The organism is Paenibacillus caseinilyticus, assembly GCF_027533645.1.
GTDB classification, from domain to species: domain Bacteria; phylum Bacillota; class Bacilli; order Paenibacillales; family NBRC-103111; genus Paenibacillus_G; species Paenibacillus_G caseinilyticus.
This window is the reverse complement of the sequence record NZ_JAQAGY010000007.1, coordinates 106079-126106: the sequence shown is the minus strand read 5'-3', so window position 1 is coordinate 126106 and position 20028 is coordinate 106079. Positions and strand designations below refer to the sequence as shown.

Sequence of the window (20028 nt, the reverse complement as noted above, 5' to 3'; positions counted from 1 at the left end):
AAGGCCAGAACCATGGCGGCAGTGCAGCGGCACGCCTTGCGGCTGTTCCGAGAGCAGGGCTATAACGAAACGACCGTGGAGCAGATTGCAGAGGCTGCGGAGATCTCACCGAGCACCTTCTTTCGTTATTTCGCTACGAAGGAGGATGTGGTGGTGAACGACCAGTATGACGGCATTCTCCTCCAGGCGTTCGAGAACCAGCCGCCTGCCTTGAGCCCGCTGCAGGCATTGCGCAAGGTGATCGGTTCGGCTATCGCGGACATGCCGGCCGGGGAGCTCGAAGCCGTACGTGAGAGGAATGCGCTTGTCATGTCGGTGCCGGAGCTGCGGGCCGCAGCGCTGAACAATCTGATGCTGACCATGGACGCCATCGCTGAGATGACGGCACGGCGCGCGGGAAGACACCTCGGGGACCCGGCCGTACGTACCTTCGCCGGAGCCGTCATTGGCGTGAATATATCGGTCATGCTCTATTATGCAGAGAATCCGGAGGCGAACATGGCGGGCTTGTTCGATGAGGCGCTGTCCCGCCTTGAGGGAGGATTGGTATTGTAAGCGGGCCGGCTCGTCTGTAGTCGACGATCGGATTCAGCCTCATGACCGCCTTCACCGGCCTGATCCAGAACACGGTGCATTTTATTCTCGTTCGATTCGGGCTTGGTTTGTTCGAGGCGTCGGACATCTCCTCGTCCATCGGGCTGATCAGCCGCTGGTTGCCGCCGAAGGAGCGGGGGAGGACGCCGTCCTTGCTCCTGACCTCGGCGGTGCTGGGTTCCATTCTGCCGATCCTGATCGCCGTACCGCTTACCCGATTGTTCGGCGACTGGCGTCCTGTCTATTATGTGATGCTGATCCCCGGGATCATCGCCGCCTGGGCCGTATGGAAATTCGTGTACAGCACGCCCCAGGATGCGCTCGGCCGAGGCCGGCTGTCCCAAGAGGAATATGATTATATTACGGAAGAAGCGGCTTCCCGGAGCGCCGTCCGGGAAGCGGAACCGGCCGCCTTCGACCGGAGTATCGTCTTGCAATTGCTGCGGGTGCGCACCTTCTGGCTCGGGATCATTGTGATGTTCGGACAAATCTCGATCGGGGTCGGATTCTCTCTGTGGCAGTCGACTTACCTTATGGAGGGGCTGCATTACGACTTGACCCAGATGGGCCTGATCTCGCTCATTCCGGCGGTCACATCCCTGATCGAGATCTTCTTGTTCGGTTACCTGCATGACCGTCTGCCTTCGCTGCATACCCGGTTCGTCCTGTCGTATGCTTTCTGGCGTCGGCCGGCGCGCTGCTCCTGATCTCCCAGGCGCGGTCTTCGGAGCAGAGCGTACTGCTCGTGGCGGGCCTGACGCTGAACGGGTTCTTCATGAGCGCGAGCATCGTCTCGGTCAATACCTACTTCCAGAAAAGATACAGCAGCGCCACCATCTCCGCCGCCTACGGCTTGTCGAACGGAATCTCGCAGATCGGCGGCACCTTCATCGTGCCGATCTGGGCCGGGGCGCTGATTTCGAGCACCGTGGAAGGCATGGACTTCACGCTCTTGTTCGCTCTGTTCATCACCATCGCGCTGGTCGGCGCCGCCTCCCCCGAAGAGCGCGGCGCCTGTCAAGGGAACGTGGGACCCCCTGGTTCCGGAGACCGAAGGGGCATAAGAGCATCCCATATCCCGTAATCGATAGACGGCGGGTATTGCAGCAGTTCGGTTGAATAGGGTAACATGGGATCAAATACCAATATATACCTGCCGGCAGCCTGACTCTCGTCGCATCACGGGGCGGGAGTTTTTCTTCGCAGGGGACGTCGGACGCAGGAGCTTGGAATCCGTGAACAAGGGTATGTATCAGGAGGAATCATTCATGTTGGCCAACTGGATTCTTATCGCGGCGGGGGCCGTTCATTTCTTGTCGGCCGCGGCTGCCCCCTCATCACCGAATACCGTAATTCAAGTGGAGATCAGAGAAGAGAGCCAGGGGCAGGACAAAGTTCCCGAGGGCCCGAAGCTGACGGCTGAGGAGTCGAGGCGGGTCAACTTCGGCCATTATGCCGTTCCGCAGACCCTGCAATCGCTGCTCGATCTGCAAGAGGAATTGGGCGATTCGGAGCGGTTCTATGACGCTTTGTACTTCAATGTGAACACCGGGAACTTCCGGTACGCGAGTACGCCAAGCGATGTGATTGTGTTCGGGAATGTGGGCGTCGATGGGATCCACTTCGGATTCCTGACGGATTACGGGACGGTAACCGATCTGGAAGAGGCGCCGATTGTCACCGTCAGTCCCATGGATTTTGACCGGCCGACACGCATTGTCGCCAGGAATCTGCGGGAGTTCCTCCGGGTCAATCTGACCGATGAGAACCTGTTCATTAACTCTTTCCGCAGCGAAGCGGAGTACCTGGAAGCCAAGCGGCGCTGGGCAGAAGAAGAGAAGAATTCACCTTACCGGCGCACGGAAGAAGAGATACAGGCCCGCCAGAAGGTGGTAGAGGAACTCGGGAAGCGCATCCCTATGCCGGAGATCGGGACAAGCGCGTTCGCCTACGTGCAGAATGCGAACGAGGAGCGGAGCAAGAGGATCACGGTCCCCACGATGGACGGACTGGGCGTCACCGTACCCCTGGAGCACGGACGCACGCATGAGGCCTTCCCGGTGAACAAGGACGACGGCATAGATCTGGAGAAGCTAAGAGCTTACCTGGCCGGCGCTTCGCGTGCGGACAAGCTTGCGCTCTTCCGGGATATTCAGATGAACTTCATTCTTCCGCAGGAAAAAGAACTGCGGACCCTCATCCTGGCGGAGCTGCGGTCGCTGGGTCTGAACGAGGAGGCCGCCCGCATCGACGAGTCTTACTGACGCTTGCCGTACCGCAGCGTCACCTGGTTCTGCGGCGACAGGGACAGGCGAAGCTCCCGGCTGTTCATCATCCAAATAAAAAGGGTTACAGCCGGCGGTGCCGGAACTGTAACCCTTTTATTTGTAGCTGCACAATCTCAGAGAACCCGAAAGAACTACACCTTGGCGATCGTAAAGAGGGTGCTGATCGAGCCGCCGTACATGTTGATGCGGATCGCATTGGCCAAGAGCTCCGAGACGGGAATGACCTTGACGCATGGGGGCGCCTCGGCTGGAATCGCAATCGAATCGGTTACTACGACTTCCTTCAGATTGGGATGCTTCAGCTTCTCGAGAGCCGATCCGGAGAATACGGGGTGCGTGGCCACCACGTAAGCATCGTTCGCCCCCCGGTCTTTCAGCGCTTGGACCGCTTTCACGATCGTCGAACCGGAATCGATAATATCATCGATGATGATCGGTGTATGGCCTGCCACTTCGCCGATCACGTGCGTGATGCTGGAGTCGTTCTGGGTGTGCTTCTTGACCATGATGGCACAAGGGTAATCCAGGTAACTGGCTAATTTCTCCGCCGTACCGGCACGTCCCGCATCAGGCGACACGATAATCGGATTCGGGATATTCTTCGACCGGATGTAATCGGAGAACAAGTCCAGGGCCGTCAGGTGGTCGACGGGAATATTGAAGAATCCTTGGATGGCTGCAGCATGCAAATCCAGCGTGATGAGCCGGTCCGCCCCTGCCGTGGTGAGCAGATCCGCAATGAGTTTGGCCGAGATCGGTTCGCGGGGCTTTGCTTTTTGCACGAGTCTCGAATAACCGAAGTAAGGAATGACGACATTGACGGTCCGGGCAGAGGCCCGTTTGGCCGCGTCGATCATGACCAGGAGCTCGATCACATTGTCGTTGATGGAGCCTGAGAAGGATTGGACCAGATACACGTCGTGATTCCGGATTCCCTGTTCATAATTGACATAGATCTCGCCGCTCTTGAAGCGGGAGCGTTTGATCTTGCCCAGCGGCAGCTCCAGATGCTGACAGATCGTCTCCGCAAGCTCGACATGTGAAGAACCTGAAAAAATACTTATCTTCTCGTTCAAACGTACGCCTCCCCAAATTCGTATGAATGTACCCCGTGAGATATATGTAAAAAAAGAATGCCCAAATTCAACATGCTCCATTGGCCTTGAAAACATACCTGCCGGGCCGGGAAGCGGAAAGTTAAGCTCAAGTAAATATGATATCAAGTTTTTCGACATTTTTCATTATTTTTTTAGTATTCACCGGAATAACCGGTCCACAGGGCATGAGCGGATGCGAAGTAAGCGTTTTCCATAGGATTTATTTCCGGTATAATGAACCCTGACACATCATTACGGTACAGGGAGAATGACTATGACGGCTCTCACCCGATTCCGCTTCAACCGGCAAAGCGTGGTCGTGACCTGGCTTCTATCTTATCTGTCGGTTCTGCTGGTGCCGGTGATGGTCAGCGGCGTGCTCTATGCGGCGACCTGGCATGTAGTGGAATCGGAAGTAAACCGGGCGAACGAATCGATGCTCCGCCAGTTGGAACAAGCGATCGACAACAACTTGAACGGGATTGAACGCCTTAGCGTCGAAATGGCGCTGAGCAGAAGGCTGGCGGCTTTTATGAATGCAGAGCAGCCCCTGACCGATGACGATCACTACCAGTTGATGCAGATTGCCGCCGATCTGAGGTCTTATAAGGTCGCTAACGATTTCATCGACGAAGTCTATGTGTATTACAAGAACAGCGACACGGTTCTCGCCAGCAATCGGCGCCTGGACGGCCGGGGCTTATTCGGTCTCCTGCACGGGAAGGATACGGCAAGCTACGAACAGTGGAAGGCCTTGCTCGATCGGCGGTATGTCCAAGAATACATCCCGGTTACGATGCAGGAAGGGGACCAGACAGCTCAAGCTGTAGTCTATGCCAAGTCCCTCGTTCTGGACAATCCGGAGCAGCCCGGAGCGGTTCTCCTCTTCGTCGTGAAGGAGGCCAAGCTTCTGGCGAATATCGCGCCGGCCGACAAGACCACGGTCGCGGTCCTCGACAGGAAGAACCGCTGGATGGCTTCGGCCGGATCGGGGAAGCGGCTGGAAGCGCTGACATACGAGGACTTGCCGGGGCGAAGCGGCGTGTTCTACAGCGGCGATTCTGGAGAGGAGGCTGCCGTATCGTACACGACCTCCGAAGGCAGCGGCTGGAAGTATATATCCACGGTCCCTGCGGAAGTGTTCGACGAGAAAATGAAGTTCGTCACCTCCCTGATCTGGATCAGTCTGGTTCTTAGTCTGTTGATCGGGGGCGTCGTCACGGCGGTATTCATCCGCAAGAATTATAGTCCGATCGGCCTCCTCATCGAGCGTTGGTCCACCCGGTCGGGCGTCTCCTTCAGCGGGGAGTCGAGCGAATTCGGGTATCTGGAGCAGGCGCTGGAGGACACGTTCGCCGAGAAGGAGAAGATCGGCCGGAGGCTGTCCCAGCACCGGGATGCGATCCGCGCCCATTTTCTTCAAGGCCTGCTCACAGGACGGCTGGAGAGCCATGTGCCGCTGCATGAGTCGCTGGCTGCGCATGACCTTCGTCTGATCTCGCCGGAGTTCGGCGTAATCACCTTCCAAGTGGAGGGCAGCGGCAAATTCGATGTGCGGGACTACTCGGATATCCAGAAGGAGAAGCTGGTCAACTTCCTTATCCTGAATGTGGCCCAAGAACTGGGGACGGAAGGCGACCGGCTGATCACGACCGAGCTCGACGGGATGCCGGTCTGCATCGTCAATCTGGGCCCGGGCTCCGTAGAAGATGCCCTCGTGCGGATCGCGCAAGGGGTAAAAGCCTTCATGGAAGAGCACTTCCATGTGGGTCTGACGGCAGCCGTCAGCGGAACCCAGCAGGAGTGGCGGGGGATATCCCTGGCCTATCAGCAGACGCTCGAAGCCTTGGAGTACCGGTTGGTCATGGGAAGCGGCGGGGTGATCCCGTATGACGAGCTTGCCCGCGCTGCGGCCTCCCGGACGCCGGGTCATTCTTATTATTATCCGCTCCATGTGGAACAGCAGCTCATCAATTTCGTCAAGACGGGCGACGACGAACAAGCGGACCGGCTGATCGGGGAGACAATCGCGAGGAACGAAGCCCAGGCCCTGCTGTCCGTCCCGCTGGCGAAGTGTCTGATGTTCGACCTGATGGCTACGCTGCTGAAGACGCTGGAGGACATCGGCCCGATCGATCAGCATATGGGGGGCGGAGCGGGGCATCCGATCGACCGGCTGACCGTCTGCGGGACGATCGGGGAGATGCGGGGGGAGCTGAGGGAAGTGCTCGACCAGATCTGCCGGACCGTGAGGGAGAACCGCAGCAGGGAGCCCCATCAGCTCAGCCGCCAGGTGATGCAGTATATTGCAGAGCATTACAGCTCGGAGCATCTGAATATTACGAGTATCGGCGAGGCTTTCGGGTTGACGCCTTCGTATGTGTCGAAGCAGTTCAAGTCGCAGACCGGGGAGGCGCTGCTCGATGTCATCAACCGGACGCGGCTGGAAGAAGCGAAGAAGCTGCTGGCCCAGCAGTCGTTCTCCGTGGCGGAAGTCGCACGCAGGGTCGGCTATTCGGACTTGAACACATTCGGCCGGATTTTCAAGAAATTCGAAGGGGTTACGCCGGGAAAATACAAGGACATTACGTAAGGATGAGCCTATTCTCAGCGCACATAGAAGAGAGCAGCCAAGCCGCCCGCCGCGGCTTTTCCTTGTTTTGCAAGGGTGTTTCGCCTTTTGATGAACGCGGAGTTCCGGTTTTGAGGATGGTTTTTGGGTTTTGAAGATAGGCAGAACCGCACAGCCGGAACCATAATAAGGGTATGCACAGGACGGGGGCCTCACAGCTCCCGATAGCAGACGAGGGGGATTCGCATGGGGAACCAATCATTCAAGAAGTCCATGGGCATCGCAGTGGCGGGGTTGTGTGCAGCGGCAAGTCTGTTCGCGGCTTGTTCCGATGAAGGGACAGGAGGGCGGAAGGGGGACGCCGCGTCCAAGCCGCTGGCGTCGGAAGCGGGCCAATATCCGATAGTAACCACAGAGACATTAAGCTCCTGGGAGCAGATGGATACGAACCTGAGCACCTTCTATCCGAATCTGGCAGATTCGCCGTTCGGCAAGCGGCTGGAAAAAGAGACCGGCGTCAAGGTCACCTATACGCATCCGGCGGACGGGCAGTCGAAGGATCAATTCAATCTGCTCATTGCCTCGAACAAGCTGCCGGATCTGATCGAATACAACTGGAGCGGGGGCAATGCTTCGTATCCGGGGGGACCGGAGAAGGCCATCGCAGACCAGGTGATTCTGCCGCTGAACAAGTATATCGAGGCGCATGCGCCGAACCTGAAGAAGCTGCTGCAGCAGGACCCTGAGCTCGATAAGATGATCAAGACCGACAGCGGCCAGTACTACGCCTTCCCGATGGTGCGTCCGGATAACGGGCTGGTGTTCCGGGGGCCCATGATCCGCAAGGATTGGCTGGATGAACTGAAGCTGGACGTGCCGACGACCATCGACGAGTGGCATACGGTACTCACGGCGTTCAAGCAGCAGAAGGGCGCTTCCGCCCCGTTCTCCGCCCTGTACCAGAACGAGCTCAATATTCAGGATGCCTTCATCGGCGCTTACCGGACGGCGAACCGGTTCTACATCGACGATGGGGGCAAGGTGAGATTCGGTCCCATCGACCCGCAGTTCAAGGAAGCGCTGACCCTGCTGCGAAGCTGGTATGCCGAAGGATTGCTTGACAAGGATTTTGCGCTCCATACCGATACCAAATCGCTGGATAACCAAATGATGAGCGGCAGCAGCGGGGCCACCGTACACCTGCTCAGCGGAGGGATGGGCCGGTGGATGGATGCCGGGAAGAAAAAAGACCCCCGCTTCCAGCTGGTCGCCGCGCCTTACCCGACACTGAAGAAAGGGGAACGCGCCTTTATCGGCCAACGCGATTTCAAATACAATCCGGCGGTGGGCAAGGCGGTGACGGGGGAGTCCCAGCATCCGGAACTTGCCGTCAGATGGCTTGATTACGCGTACAGCCCGCAGGGCAGCATGCTCTTCAATTTTGGGATCGAGGGAGAGAGCTACACGATGGAGGCGGGCGTGCCGAAGTTCACCGACGCGATTGCGAAGAACGGGAAGTACACGCTCCAGCAGATGGTATCGCAGTATACGAAGCCGAACGGCCCGTACCTTGGGGACAGCCGCAAGAGCTTCAATACGTTCAAAGAGCAGGACGAGGCGGTAAAGATCTGGTCGGAAACCGATGCCGCGAAGCACGTCATGCCGCTGTTCATCACGCCGACAGTCGAGGAGAGCAAGGAAATTGCCAAACGGAATACGGCCATTCTCAGCTATAAGGAAGAGATGTTCGTGAAGTTCGTGATGGGGAAAGAGCCGATCGACAACTTCGATGCGTATGTAAAGCGCATACAAGAGATGGGGATAGGGGAAGTGACGAAGATCTACCAAGCCGCGTACGACCGCTACAACCAACGATAAAAGAGCGGCGTGAGACCCGGGAAGAGGTACCTGACGGAGTAAGTGGCCATCTGCGCCTTCCCGGGATTCGCCAAAGAATGGAGAGGAATGAATCATGGCTGCGATCAGTCCGGAAGCGGCGGCGCCGGCCATGGCGAAGAGCAGGTCCCGCACGGGCATCCTGGCGGATATCCGTAAGAATAAACTGCTCTACGTTATGCTGGTTCCCGTACTGCTGTATTACGTTGTATTTCATTATGCCCCTTTGTACGGCGCCATGATCGCCTTCAAGGACTTCTCCCCGCGGCTTGGCATATGGGGGAGCGAGTGGGTCGGGTTCGAGCACTTTGCCGCCTTTTTTGAGGGCCCTTACTTTTGGAGAACGATCAAGAATACGCTGCTCGTCAGTATGTACGAAATCCTCTTCGGATTTCCGGCGCCGATCCTGCTGGCGCTGCTGCTCAATGAAGTCAGACACCAGTTCTTCAAAAGGATGGTCCAGACCGTAACCTACATGCCTTATTTCATCTCGCTGGTCGTCATTTGCGGCATCGTCAAAGATTTTACGCACAGCGACGGGGTGTTGAACGATCTCATCGTGCTGTTCGGCGGGGAACGGCTGACCCTGCTGCTCGAGCCGGGTTATTTCCGGACGGTCTATGTGACCTCGGGGATCTGGCAGCAGGTAGGCTGGGGCACCATCATCTATCTCGCGGCCTTGACCGGCATCGACCCGGAGCAATATGAGGCGGCCAGAATCGACGGGGCCGGCAGGTGGAAGCAGATGCTGCATGTCACCCTGCCCGGGCTGCTGCCAACCATCATGATCCTGCTCATCCTGGAGATGGGGCGGCTGATGAACGTAGGGTTCGAGAAAATCATCCTGCTGTACAATCCCGGTACGTACGAGACGGCGGACGTGGTATCTTCCTATGTGTACCGCGTGGGACTGCAGGAGTTCAATTACAGCTTCAGTGCAGCGGTCGGATTATTCAACTCCATCGTCAATTTTGCGCTGCTGCTCCTATCCAATGGGCTTAGCCGCAAGTGGAATAACACGAGCTTGTGGTAGAAAGGAGGAATCCCTTTGAATCAGCGCACGATGCCCGAAAAAATGTTCGATATAGTGAACAATCTCCTGCTGAGCCTGTTGATGCTGGTTACGGTGTATCCGATCCTATACGTCGCCATGGCGTCCGTAAGCGATGCGGACCGGCTCATGGGACACACCGGGGTCTTATGGAAGCCGCTCGGATTCTCCCTGGAGGCGTATGCCAACGTGTTCCGGAATCCCATGATTCTGAAGGGCTATGCCAATACGATCTTGGTGGTCGCGGGGGGGCTTCTGGTCAACCTTCTGCTGACTTCGCTTGGCGCGTATGCGCTGTCGCGCAGGAGCCTGCAGTACCGCAAACCGCTCATGCTGTTCATCGTGTTCACGATGTTCTTCAGCGGAGGGCTGATTCCGTTCTATTTGACCGTGAAGGGGGTGGGGCTGGCCAATACGCTGTGGGCGCTCATCCTTCCTACAGCGATCAATACGTTTAATTTGATTCTGATGAAGACCGCCTTCGAGGCTATTCCCGAAGCCTTGGAGGAATCGGCGAAGATGGATGGCGCCCACGATTTTGTGATTTTGTTCCGGATCATTCTCCCTCTCTCGCTGCCCGTCCTTGCCGTGATGATGCTGTATTACGGCGTCAGCCATTGGAACTCGTGGTTTCATGCGATGATCTTCCTGCAGGACCGCTCGCTGTACCCGCTGCAGCTCATCCTGCGCGAGATCCTTCTCCAAGGCGAGGCGAATGCGAATACGGGCGCTTCGGACAGCGATGCGGCCATGCTGTCGGTGACCTTGAAATATGCCGCCATCATGGTTGCGACGGTGCCGATCCTGTTCATCTACCCGTTCCTGCAGAAGTATTTTGTCAAAGGGGCGCTCATCGGCGCGATCAAAGGATAGAAGGCGGTGGGAGGAAGATGGGGACAGCAGGGGTAAGGGAAGAGCGTGTGCGGCTGGAGGTGGATTGGGAAGGCTTCCTGGCGGCGAGCGACATGGAGTGGGTCGTAAAGCCCGTGAGCTGGGATGAAGGCGTCTTCATCGGCAACGGATGGATCGGCGCCATGGTGTATGGAGAGGAGAATGCGAAGAAGCGGCATGTGATGCGGCTGGTCACCGGCCGGACGGATGTGACGGCCTCAAGGAGCGGCGGGTCCGGATTCCCTCCGCGCGTGCCCATCGGAGAGATGGACCTCGAGCTCGCCGGGATGATCTACCATCCCACCCGGCTGCGGCTCGATCTGTGGAATGCCGAACTGCAGGGCTCCTTATCCACAACCCGTGGCAGCATCCGCTTCCGCGCTCTGGCCCATGCGGTAGAACCGGTGATGGCAGCCGAGCTGGAACCGTCCCCGGGAGAGCTGGAAGCCCGTATGGCGTGGTATGCGCACGCCGAGACGGATGAGGTGCTGCTCCGGGCGGACGCCAGCCATCTCTACCCGTATATCCCCGCGGCGGTTATTGAGCGTCGGGAAACTGGGGACCTATCCGTCTGCATCCAGCGGTATGAGGCGGACGGGGAAGGCTGTGTCACCGCCTGGAAGCGAGTAAGCGGTGCGGATGGCCGGTCGGTATACTACATCAGCATCGCGAAAGGAACGGGCCCCGAGGCGGTGGAACAGGCGGCCGGGGCGGTCCGCCGGGCTTCGGGGACGGACTTCGGCGAATGGGTGGATGCCCACCGGAAGTGGTGGCACGGGTATTACCGCCAAAGCTTCGTCTCCATCCCGGATGGACGGCTGGAGAGCTTGTACTGGATCCAAATGTACAAACTCGCCTCGGCCGCCAGGGCGGATACGCCGCTCATCGACAACCAGGGTCCCTGGCTCGCGCCGACGCCGTGGGCGGGCGCCTGGTTCAACATGAACGTGCAGATGAGTTATTCTCCTCTCTACGCATCCGGCCGGCTGGAGATCGGCCAATCGCTCGTGCGTGCCCTGACGGACCACCGCCAGCAATTGGCTGCCAATGTCCCGGAGGCTTACCGGCACGATTCGGCGGGACTCGGACGCAGCAGCAGTCTCGATCTCCGAAGCGACGTCGCGGATGAGACCGGCAACCTGACCTGGCTCTGCCACAACCTGTGGCGGCAGTACAGGTATACGATGGATGAAAGGCTGCTGAAGGAAGCGCTCTATCCGATCCTGCGCGCGAGCGTGCAGTATTACCTCCACCTGCTCGAAGAAGGGGAGGACGGACGGCTGCATCTTCCGCCGACGGTCTCCCCGGAATACGGTTCCTTCCTGCGCACGACGGTCAGGGATTGCAGCTATGATCTGGCTCTGCTCCGCTGGGGCTGCGTCACGCTGCTGGAGGCCTGCGCCCGGCTGGGTGGGGAGGATCCTGCGCAGGAGGCCAGGTGGAAGGAGGTCCTCGCCCGGCTCGCCGACCTCCCGGTGGACGAGAGCGGCCTGATGATCGGCCGGGATACGCCGCTGGCGTATGGCCACCGCCACTTCAGCCACCTGCTCGCCGTCTTCCCGCTGCATCTGATCGGGACCGACGACGAAGGGGAGCGCCGCCTGATTGCCCGCTCGCTGCGGCATTGGCTCGGCCTGGAAGGGGACCTCCGGGGCTTCAGCCTGACGGGCGCCGCTTCGATCGCCGCAGTGCTGGGCCGGGGCAGCCAGGCACTGCGCCTGCTGCATGCCCTGCTGCTGCGTCTGCTGCCCAATACGATGTACCGGGAGGCCGGGCCGGTGATCGAAACCCCGCTCGCCGCGGCGGAGTCGATCCACGATATGCTGCTGCAGAGCTGGGGCGGCATCATCCGGGTATTCCCGGCCGTCCCGCAGGAGTGGAGCGATGCCGCCTTCCACGAGCTTCGGACCGAAGGGGCGTTCCTCGTGAGCGCAGTCCGGCAAGGCGGGGAGACCCGGTTCATCCGGGTCAAGAGTCTGGCCGGAGAGCCCTGCGTCCTCCGGACCGGATGGACGGGAGATGTGCTCTGCTGCGGCCCGGCTGACGGGGATTCCCCGCGCCTGGTCCGGCTGGGCGGCCCTGCGGCGGATCTTCGTCTGGCTCTGCGGCCGGGCGAGGAAGCGGTGCTCTACCCGGCATCGACGCCAAGGCCGGAGCTGACGATCCGTCCGGTCGAGGCGCCGGGCAGACCCCATCGCTTCTACGGGGGGCATAAGCCTTGGCGGCTGTACGGATTCCCGTTCGAACAGCATGAAGAGGAAGGAACGCAATGAACCTGAAGCTGGAGCAAGGTCATGCTGTGCTGTTTCAGGAAGACAGCATCACCGACTGCAATCTACAATACAATTCGAAGGATGGGATGAATCGATGAATCGTATGGTATGGAGAAGTTCGGCTGTCATCGGCCTGAGCTTGAGTATAACCGCGTTTGCTGCCCCGGCCTTTGCCGCCGACGGCAAGCTGGCCATCTCGCCGTCCTTGGTCTCGGCAAGCGCTCATGATGGGAACGTGCCGGCCAATACGGTGGACGGCAGCCTTGCTACCCGCTGGTCTGCGAGCGGGGACGGACAATGGATCAAGTTCGATCTGGGCTCGAATAAGAAGCTCGCCTATCTCAAAGTCGCCTTCCTGAACGGAGATACCCGGACCTCTACTTTCGATATCCAGACTTCCGCAGACAATGTCACCTTCAAGACCGTGAGATCGAATGTCAAAAGCCAATTGAGCGCAGGACTTCAGACCTTCGATTTTCCCGATGTGGAGGCAGTCCGCTATGTGAGGCTGGTGGGCCACGGCAACTCATCGAATCTGTGGAACAGCTATACGGAAGTGGAAGTGTACGGCGACGCGGCCTCCCGTACGGTGTCCGTCTCGGATTCCGCCGGGCTGAGAACGGCATTAGCCTCCGCTGCCGCGGGTACTACGATCGTCCTGGCCGACGGTACTTACTTCGATACCGATCCGTTCCTGCTCGAAGGCAAGAATGGCACCGCGGTCAGCCCCATTACGATCAAGGCGGCCAACCGGGGCCGGGCGGTGATTACAGGCGGGGCGGCTCTGCAGATCCGCAACTCTTCCTATGCCGTCGTCGAGGGAGTGAAGTTCACGAACACCGGGAAGACGGCCCTGTGGATGGACGGCTCGAATAACATCCGGGTGACACGCAGTACGTTTGCGCTGCCCGCAACCGGCGGTCCTTTGATTTGGCTGCAGGTCAGCGGACAGAACAGCCATCATAACCAGATCGATCACAATGATTTTGGCCATAAGAGCGACACGGACCCGCTGATCGCTTACCAGGGCGACGGGAACGGGCATATCTCCCAGTACGATGTGATCGAATACAATTACTTCCACGATATCGGTCCCTGGGTAGACAACGGCAAGGAAACGATCCGTCTGGGCCTCTCCGGCATTTCCTTATCGGACGGCTTCAACAAGATCCAGCACAACCTGTTCGAGAATGCGGACGGGGAGCCGGAGATCGTATCGGTCAAAAGCGGCAGCAATACGGTCCGGTACAACACGTTCAAAACCTCCCAAGGGGGACTTACTTCCAGGCATGGACATAACAATTCGTTCTATGGCAACTTTTTCTTGGGGGACGGGGTAGAGCCGGAGCAGGCTGGGATCCGAATCTATGGCAATGACCACAAGATCTATAACAACTACATGGAGAATCTCACGAATGCGGCCATTATCCTGGATAACGGCAATTACGATGGCGGAAGCGGCGGCTATCCTGCGAATCCAAGCGCGGATGACCTCCGTGCGCAGTGGAAAATATACCGGGCGCAAGTCGTGAATAACACGATCGTCAACTCCACGACCGGCATCGTGGTCGGCTCCGGCAAGACCTACGCACCCGAAGGCAGCCGGGTCGCTAACAATGTCGTCCGGAATACGAAAGGAACGCTCTATAATGAAGTCGTATCGACAAATACGGCCTTCGAAGGAAACATAGGATACGGCAGCACGCTAACGAATGTGTCCGGCCGGACGTCCGCCGAGATCTGGAACACCAATCCTTTGTTCGTGACCGTGAACGGCCTGCAGAACCTCTCGTCCGGCAGTCCTGCCGTAAATTACGCCAAAGGTACGTATCCATTCGTTAACGAAGACATGGACGGGGAAGCCCGTTCCGTGAACGACGCGGGCGCAGATGAACGCTCTTCAGCCTCCAGCTTCGCCAGACACCCGCTAACCCCTGCCGAAGTAGGGCCGGATGCCCCTTAGCCGCACGTTGAAGCCGCACAGCGCATTTGGCTGGTGCGGCTTTTTTTTGACATGACGCCAAGACATCCCCGCGAAGTCCATTCTTGATCTTCTCTACGTACAGCATTCGTGCCTCTTACTTGAATGCTTTGGAGCTGGCGGTATATACTGAGAAGGAATGGAACCGGTACCATCTGCCGGGTTATTTAACCATATAATGGGTTGTTCCCGTGTTCATTCGGCGGACGGTGCAGCAGAGCACACGGCAGGGCGATAACACTCCGGCTGGCGGGTCCACTGCCTTGCCTCTGCCGGAGGCGGACCTTGTACCGGATGGGGGACGCTGCGCCGCCGTATCCTTTACGCCTTATCAAGCCCTATCTATCCATGGTCTATCTAGGAGGAGCTCATGCGATTTAAGGATGTTTTTTCCATTATCGGTCCCGCCATGGTGGGTCCCTCCAGCTCCCATACGGCAGGGGCGGTCCGGATCGGGCGGTTCGCCCGCCAGCTGTTCGGTCCGCTGCCGGAACGCGCGGCTGTGATGTTCTACGGGTCGTTCGCCGCCACCTACAAGGGCCACGGTACCGACATTGCGATCACCGGCGGGCTGCTCGATTGGCAGACGGACGACGGGCGCATCCCGCAGGCCGAATCGCTTGCGCCGCAGTATGGCATGAGCGTCGTGTTCCGGCAGGGGATGGGCCTGTATTCCCATCCCAATACGGTGAAGCTGGCGCTCTCCTCCGGACAGCCGCCGGATCTCCGCGAATTGACGCTGACGGGCGCCTCCATCGGCGGCGGCAATATCGAGATCACGGATATCGACGGGTTCCACGTGATGCTGTCGGGAGCCTATCCTACCGTAGTCGTACAGCACCGCGACACGGCCGGGATGGTGGCCGCGATATCGGATGTGCTGCGCAAGAGCAGCTGCAATATCGCCCATATGTCCGTGGACCGGAAGGGAAGGAGCGGGGAGGCCTTGACCGCCCTTGAGCTGGATTGTCCGCTGTCGCCGGAGCTGATCGGCGAGCTGGACCGTCTGGAGCACGTCAGCCATGTGCGTATGGTCGATCTCGCAAGGGAAAGCTCCGCCTGACAGGGATGGGCACCTGGACCCTTCAGATACAACAACGCCGGGTGAAGCCATCGCTATAGGCCGGAACCCCGTGCCGGATACCCATTTTGTCCTAGGAGAAGGAAGGGAAATTCATGCAGTTTCGCACCTTGGAGGAGCTGGCCGCCCAGAGCGCAGAGGGCAAGTTGACCATAGGTCAATACATGCTGGAGCAGCAGAGCCAAGAATCGGGCCGCGGACCCGAGCAGGAATTCGCTACGATGTCGGCCTATTATGGGATGATGAAGGAGGCGGTCGAACGCGGATTGACCGAGGATACGACCTCGCGCAGCGGACTTACCGGGCGTGACGCCCAGCGCGTGATGGCCTTCGGAGCGGAGCACGAATTGAACCTCGGTCAGTCGGCGGGCGAAGCCATGGCTTATGCGCTGGCGGTCTCGGAGGTGAATGCCTCGATGGGCCGGATCATCGCAACGCCGACGGCCGGCTCCTGCGGCATTATCCCCGGCGTCTTCCTCTCCTGCCAGAAGCGCTTCGGCTGGGACGACAACCATATGGTCTACGGCTTGTTCGCCGCAGGAGCCATCGGCTATGTGATCGCGAACAACTCGTTCGTCTCGGGAGCCGAGGGAGGATGCCAGGCTGAGGTCGGCTCGGCGATCGGCATGGCGGCCGGCGCCCTCACCGAGCTCCGCGGCGGCACGCCGGCCCAGGCGATGCATGCGGTGGGACTCGCCCTGAAGAATTCGCTGGGGCTGATCTGCGATCCCGTCGGCGGGTTGGTCGAAGTCCCCTGCATCGTCCGCAACGGCTTCGGGGCCGTGACGGCTCTCGCCGCGGCGGATATGGCGCTGGCCGGCGTCCGCAGCGTCATTCCGTCCGACGAGGTGATCCAGGTCATGCTGGAGGTCGGCTCCAGCATGCCGGAGAAGCACCGGGAGACGGCCGGCGGCGGGCTGGCCCAGACCCCGACGGGCAAGAAGATTATGAAAGATCTCCGCATGAAATAACGCTGCGTTACCGGATGCGGCACGGTGCGGCGTGGTGCGCAGGGAAGCCGGCATTCGCGCTCCGTGCCTTCCTCTTCATGCGACCGACCATAATTAACATGTTGAAGCGGCCTTGGTCCTGGATTCCACCGGACGGAGGCCGTTTCTTTTTGCTTATCATCTTCTCATGTTCTATTCAGTAGGAATGCTTGTTCCGCCCGTGGGCGCTCCATGGCTCCCACTATCTTCATCACAGAGTGACATGGATTATGCCGTCTTCTTGTTGATTCTCGCAACCATTCCGCTCCCCATCCATAGGACGCCATGATACAGGACCGCCAAAGAAAGGGCGGAGACGTAACCCTGCAGATGAACTCCGCCGACGGTATGGGCCGCCCCATAGATCAGCCCGCTGTCTACGAGGATCTTCACCGCTTGTTTGGCATAGCCGGGCAGGGTACGGTTCAATCCGTATCTCCACATATTGAACAAGGCCGGATGGATAATGGAATCCGCAGTCAAGAGCAGTGCGAGGAGAAGCAGAGCATAGGTGAAGAGATCCGGGGCGGTCTCCCAGGCCAGATAGCCGCCCGCCGCCCCTGCCCCTCCGAAGAAGAGGCTGTACAGGACAGCGAGTGCCGCGATGGGGATCAGGAGGAAGAGGGTCAGCAGAGGCACTAGTCCCAGCTGCACAAGGAAGGGAGGCGGCGTGTCCCCTTGCTGCGGTCCGCAGCGTTCAGGCAGCGAACCACGAGCGATATGGCCATGATCCCGCCCATGGCATATAAAAGACCATTCGACATCAATTGTATCACCCTCCTTTATACCCCTGATATTACCATAATCTATGTAAAAATAAAGAGAAATGGAAGTTGGTATTCTGACTTCATTCCCCGTTGTCTGCTCGGTCGCGGCTAGGCTTCCTGTCTATCGGACTTCCTTTTTTACCATACTATGGAACCTTTTCTTGTATTCGTCGTCCTATGGTGGAGTGAGGTGAATGAGTTGTCTTTCGAATATTTGCAGTACACGGCCGAAGGACTCGACAAGGATCAAGTGTTGACGGAACTGATGGAGACGTATGGGCAAGAGGTGTGGAAGTACGCTTACTTTCTGACGCTGCGGGCGGATGTGGCGGACGATCTGATGCAGGAGGTGTTCCTGAAGGTATATCGCCGCCTCTACACGTTCCGGGGAGAATCGGCGGTCAAAACCTGGCTGTTCTCCATCACCCGCAATGCGGCCAAGGACTACTGGAAGTCGCACTGGGTGAAACGAATCGTTCTCTTCGGCTATAAGCCGCCGGAGCAGGAGGCCAGGTCGGCCGAGGAAGAGGCGATTCGTGCCTTCGAACGCGAAGAAGTGTGGAAGGATCTCTTCGCGCTGCCGGCCCGGCACCGGGAAGTTCTGCTTCTGCACGTGCATTACGAGATGCCGCTCCAGGACATCGCAGGCCTGCTCGGCATCTCGGCAGGCACCGTCAAGTCGCGGCTGCACAGGGCAAGGGAGAGGATGAACCAGAAGATGAAGGAGGGGAATGCAAGATGACGCAGGCACCTTGGGAAAAGAAGTTGAAGGCGGACCCGCCGTTCTCCCGGGAGCGGGCACAGGAAGGCAGGCGGCGGCTCATCGGACGGCTCGCAGCCGAAGCCGAAGCCGTGCCGGGCCGAAGCGGTGCGCTGCGGAGAAGAACTTCGGCTGCCATGCTTACCGTGACGGCGGCGGCCTTCGGCACGTTCTTGGTATGGCAGATGTCCACGGGAGGAGGCGCCCTCAGGACCGCGGCCCCCGCGCCGGAAGCCGGGCAGCAGGCTCCCGCCGTGTCCATCCCCATGAAGGGGACCGTACGCTTCTCCCTTGGCGATGAAGAAGAATTCAGGAAGCGTTACGGTGAACTCATCCGCGAGAAATTCCCAGAGCTTGAGATTATCTTCAGCAAACAGAAGCCGGTGGAAGAGGGAGGAGGCGGCTACCTCCGGACTTTCGAGAGGATGGTGGACGAAGAGCTTCCGGATGTGATCGTCCTGGATTCGTTCCCTCTCTACAAGATGCTTGCGCAGCACGGCAAGCTGGCTGACCTCACCCCGTTGTTCGGACGTGACCGCTTGGAGGCTGAGACCCGCGTACCCGCCGTCATGGAAGCCTTGAAGGGGGCCGGGGGCGGCAAACTGTACGGATTGGCTCCAGCCTTCGAGGCGAAGGCGCTGTACTACAACAAGAAGCTGTTCGACGAATTCGGCATTCCCTACCCTGTGAACGGCATGACATGGGAAGAAGTGCTGGAGCTGGCCCGCAAGTTCAGCAGGGGCACGGGAGAATCCAAGATCTACGGATACAGCGAGAAGGACGCCCTGCTGTATGAGTCCGTTTTCGTGCGGCAATTGGCTCATTCTTATGGTTTGCATTATACCGATTCCGCACATACCCGGGTAACGATGGATACGCCGGAGTGGAAGAAAGTATGGCAGCTCGCCTTGGACGCTTACCGCACAGGGACGGTTCCGATGCGTGTCAGCGGGAACCCTGCTGATGGAAACGAAGTGCAGTTGGCCCCCGATTACTTCTATGAAGGGAAAGCGGCCCTCACGCTGGAATCGATAGAACTACGGGAGAGGCTGAAGGATGCGGCATTTGACTATGGGATCGTTATGGCCCCCGTCGATCCGTCTGCCCCCGCCATCCACACCACCTTGCAGCCCGGACCCATATTTGCGGTCCGCGCAGGGACTTCCAAGAGCGAACAAGCCTGGGAGATCGTCAAATACGTCAACAGCCTCGAAGCGGCCGAAGGTGCCCGTACCCAAGGACTGGGCAGGCTGACCCGAACACCGAAGCGTGTGAACATCCCTGTACCCTTCGTGAGCACGCTTGAGCGCATGGTCAACGACCAGTATGGCAGCGAACTGAGTCCGTTCTATGAGCAGACGCTGTATGACAACCGGTTTACGGTGCATAGTTACAATATGGATGACGTGCTTCCCTATCTGCCCTTCTACGCGGAATTCGAAGGCAGGTTCACGGATCGACTGAATGAGGTACTGGAAGGCAGATTAAGCGTAGAGGAAGCGCTGCGGCAGCTGCAAGCCGAAGGGGAAGCCTTCCTGGAGCCGCTGCGGTAAGCGGCGGGGCAGCCTAAGGGCTCTTGATTAGCAGCCTTCGCTGCGACAACCATTCAGATGGCCCGCAAAGACGCACGGACAAACAAATAATGTACGGGAGCCAGCCCCGGATAAGAATGGAATAAGCGCCTTGTGCGCTTTTTTCTTGCCCGTTTTTTATGTGCATAGTCCAAACTGGCTCTACACTCTCGCAGGGAAACTGCCGATAGGTAAGATATCGACTCATTACATAGAA

General features: G+C 58.8%; 17 protein-coding genes. 14 read left to right on the top strand and 3 right to left on the bottom strand.

Annotated features, from left to right (window positions below):
- The first annotated feature begins 12 nt into the window (after positions 1-12).
- The 4 genes from O9H32_RS12795 (at position 13) to O9H32_RS12780 (ending at position 2858) form a co-directional block, all read left to right on the top strand.
- The gene (locus O9H32_RS12795) at positions 13-555 is read left to right on the top strand and encodes an acyl-CoA-like ligand-binding transcription factor (protein ID WP_269866484.1); all 543 of its coding nucleotides are present in this window, start codon (positions 13-15) and stop codon (positions 553-555) included.
- Positions 556-581: 26 nt separating this feature from the next.
- Positions 582-1301 carry an MFS transporter gene (locus O9H32_RS12790; RefSeq protein ID WP_319946934.1) on the top strand — a complete coding sequence of 240 codons (720 nt, stop codon included), beginning with the start codon at positions 582-584 and terminating at the stop codon, positions 1299-1301.
- A 38-nt stretch (positions 1302-1339) separates the two neighbouring features.
- Positions 1340-1678 carry a hypothetical protein gene (locus O9H32_RS12785; RefSeq protein WP_269866482.1) on the top strand — a complete coding sequence of 113 codons (339 nt, stop codon included), beginning with the start codon at positions 1340-1342 and terminating at the stop codon, positions 1676-1678.
- A 184-nt stretch (positions 1679-1862) separates the two neighbouring features.
- Positions 1863-2858, top strand: coding sequence for a hypothetical protein (locus O9H32_RS12780; protein ID WP_269866481.1), 996 nt, complete (start codon positions 1863-1865; stop codon positions 2856-2858).
- 155 nt (positions 2859-3013) lie between these two features.
- On the opposite strand, the gene O9H32_RS12775 is transcribed toward O9H32_RS12780, so the two are convergent.
- A complete protein-coding gene (locus O9H32_RS12775; protein ID WP_269866480.1) occupies positions 3014-3958 on the bottom strand; it encodes a ribose-phosphate diphosphokinase in 945 nt (314 codons plus the stop codon).
- Positions 3959-4253: 295 nt separating this feature from the next.
- On the opposite strand from O9H32_RS12775, the gene O9H32_RS12770 reads away from it, so the two are divergent.
- From O9H32_RS12770 to sdaAA, 8 genes are all read left to right on the top strand, one after another.
- Positions 4254-6572 carry a helix-turn-helix domain-containing protein gene (locus tag O9H32_RS12770; protein WP_269866479.1) on the top strand — a complete coding sequence of 773 codons (2319 nt, stop codon included), beginning with the start codon at positions 4254-4256 and terminating at the stop codon, positions 6570-6572.
- A gap of 225 nt (positions 6573-6797) precedes the next feature.
- Positions 6798-8429 (top strand): extracellular solute-binding protein, encoded by a 1632-nt coding sequence (locus O9H32_RS12765; protein ID WP_269866478.1) that lies wholly within the window; start codon positions 6798-6800, stop codon positions 8427-8429.
- A 94-nt stretch (positions 8430-8523) separates the two neighbouring features.
- The gene (locus O9H32_RS12760) at positions 8524-9480 is read left to right on the top strand and encodes an ABC transporter permease (protein WP_406627304.1); all 957 of its coding nucleotides are present in this window, start codon (positions 8524-8526) and stop codon (positions 9478-9480) included.
- A 15-nt stretch (positions 9481-9495) separates the two neighbouring features.
- Positions 9496-10371: a carbohydrate ABC transporter permease gene (locus O9H32_RS12755; RefSeq protein WP_269866477.1), complete on the top strand. Its 876-nt coding sequence runs from the start codon at positions 9496-9498 to the stop codon at positions 10369-10371.
- A 17-nt stretch (positions 10372-10388) separates the two neighbouring features.
- Positions 10389-12662 (top strand): glycosyl hydrolase family 95 catalytic domain-containing protein, encoded by a 2274-nt coding sequence (locus O9H32_RS12750; protein WP_269866476.1) that lies wholly within the window; start codon positions 10389-10391, stop codon positions 12660-12662.
- A gap of 94 nt (positions 12663-12756) precedes the next feature.
- On the top strand, positions 12757-14625 hold the full coding sequence (locus O9H32_RS12745; RefSeq protein WP_269866475.1) for a chondroitinase-B domain-containing protein: 1869 nt from the start codon (positions 12757-12759) through the stop codon (positions 14623-14625).
- 388 nt (positions 14626-15013) lie between these two features.
- Complete coding sequence (sdaAB, locus tag O9H32_RS12740) at positions 15014-15706, top strand: L-serine ammonia-lyase, iron-sulfur-dependent subunit beta (protein WP_269866474.1); 693 nt, start codon at positions 15014-15016, stop codon at positions 15704-15706.
- A gap of 113 nt (positions 15707-15819) precedes the next feature.
- Positions 15820-16695, top strand: a complete 876-nt coding sequence (sdaAA, locus tag O9H32_RS12735; protein ID WP_269866473.1) for an L-serine ammonia-lyase, iron-sulfur-dependent, subunit alpha — start codon at positions 15820-15822, stop codon at positions 16693-16695.
- A 246-nt stretch (positions 16696-16941) separates the two neighbouring features.
- Here sdaAA and O9H32_RS12730 read toward each other — a convergent pair whose 3' ends face one another.
- The gene (locus tag O9H32_RS12730) at positions 16942-17367 is read right to left on the bottom strand and encodes a hypothetical protein (protein ID WP_269866472.1); all 426 of its coding nucleotides are present in this window, start codon (positions 17365-17367) and stop codon (positions 16942-16944) included.
- A complete protein-coding gene (locus O9H32_RS12725; protein ID WP_269866471.1) occupies positions 17352-17477 on the bottom strand; it encodes a hypothetical protein in 126 nt (41 codons plus the stop codon). The genes O9H32_RS12730 and O9H32_RS12725 overlap by 16 nt, the downstream gene beginning before the upstream one ends.
- A gap of 193 nt (positions 17478-17670) precedes the next feature.
- On the opposite strand from O9H32_RS12725, the gene O9H32_RS12720 reads away from it, so the two are divergent.
- Entirely contained in the window at positions 17671-18222 is a 552-nt protein-coding gene (locus O9H32_RS12720) for an RNA polymerase sigma factor (protein WP_269866470.1), read from the top strand.
- The gene (locus O9H32_RS12715) at positions 18219-19793 is read left to right on the top strand and encodes an ABC transporter substrate-binding protein (protein ID WP_269866469.1); all 1575 of its coding nucleotides are present in this window, start codon (positions 18219-18221) and stop codon (positions 19791-19793) included. Before O9H32_RS12720 ends, O9H32_RS12715 begins: the two co-directional genes overlap by 4 nt.
- The last annotated feature ends 235 nt before the right edge of the window (positions 19794-20028 follow it).

Excerpts from the sequence above, each read along its gene's own strand:
- O9H32_RS12795 (WP_269866484.1), top strand. The coding sequence starts at position 13 with ATGGCGGCAGTGCAGCGGCACGCCTTGCGGCTGTTCCGAGAGCAGGGC.
- O9H32_RS12780 (WP_269866481.1), top strand. The coding sequence starts at position 1,863 with ATGTTGGCCAACTGGATTCTTATCGCGGCGGGGGCCGTTCATTTCTTG.
- O9H32_RS12770 (WP_269866479.1), top strand. The coding sequence starts at position 4,254 with ATGACGGCTCTCACCCGATTCCGCTTCAACCGGCAAAGCGTGGTCGTG.
- O9H32_RS12765 (WP_269866478.1), top strand. The coding sequence starts at position 6,798 with ATGGGGAACCAATCATTCAAGAAGTCCATGGGCATCGCAGTGGCGGGG.
- O9H32_RS12760 (WP_406627304.1), top strand. The coding sequence starts at position 8,524 with ATGGCTGCGATCAGTCCGGAAGCGGCGGCGCCGGCCATGGCGAAGAGC.
- O9H32_RS12750 (WP_269866476.1), top strand. The coding sequence starts at position 10,389 with ATGGGGACAGCAGGGGTAAGGGAAGAGCGTGTGCGGCTGGAGGTGGAT.
- O9H32_RS12745 (WP_269866475.1), top strand. The coding sequence starts at position 12,757 with ATGAATCGTATGGTATGGAGAAGTTCGGCTGTCATCGGCCTGAGCTTG.
- sdaAB (WP_269866474.1), top strand. The coding sequence starts at position 15,014 with ATGCGATTTAAGGATGTTTTTTCCATTATCGGTCCCGCCATGGTGGGT.
- sdaAA (WP_269866473.1), top strand. The coding sequence starts at position 15,820 with ATGCAGTTTCGCACCTTGGAGGAGCTGGCCGCCCAGAGCGCAGAGGGC.
- O9H32_RS12725 (WP_269866471.1), bottom strand. The coding sequence starts at position 17,477 with ATGTCGAATGGTCTTTTATATGCCATGGGCGGGATCATGGCCATATCG.
- O9H32_RS12715 (WP_269866469.1), top strand. The coding sequence starts at position 18,219 with ATGACGCAGGCACCTTGGGAAAAGAAGTTGAAGGCGGACCCGCCGTTC.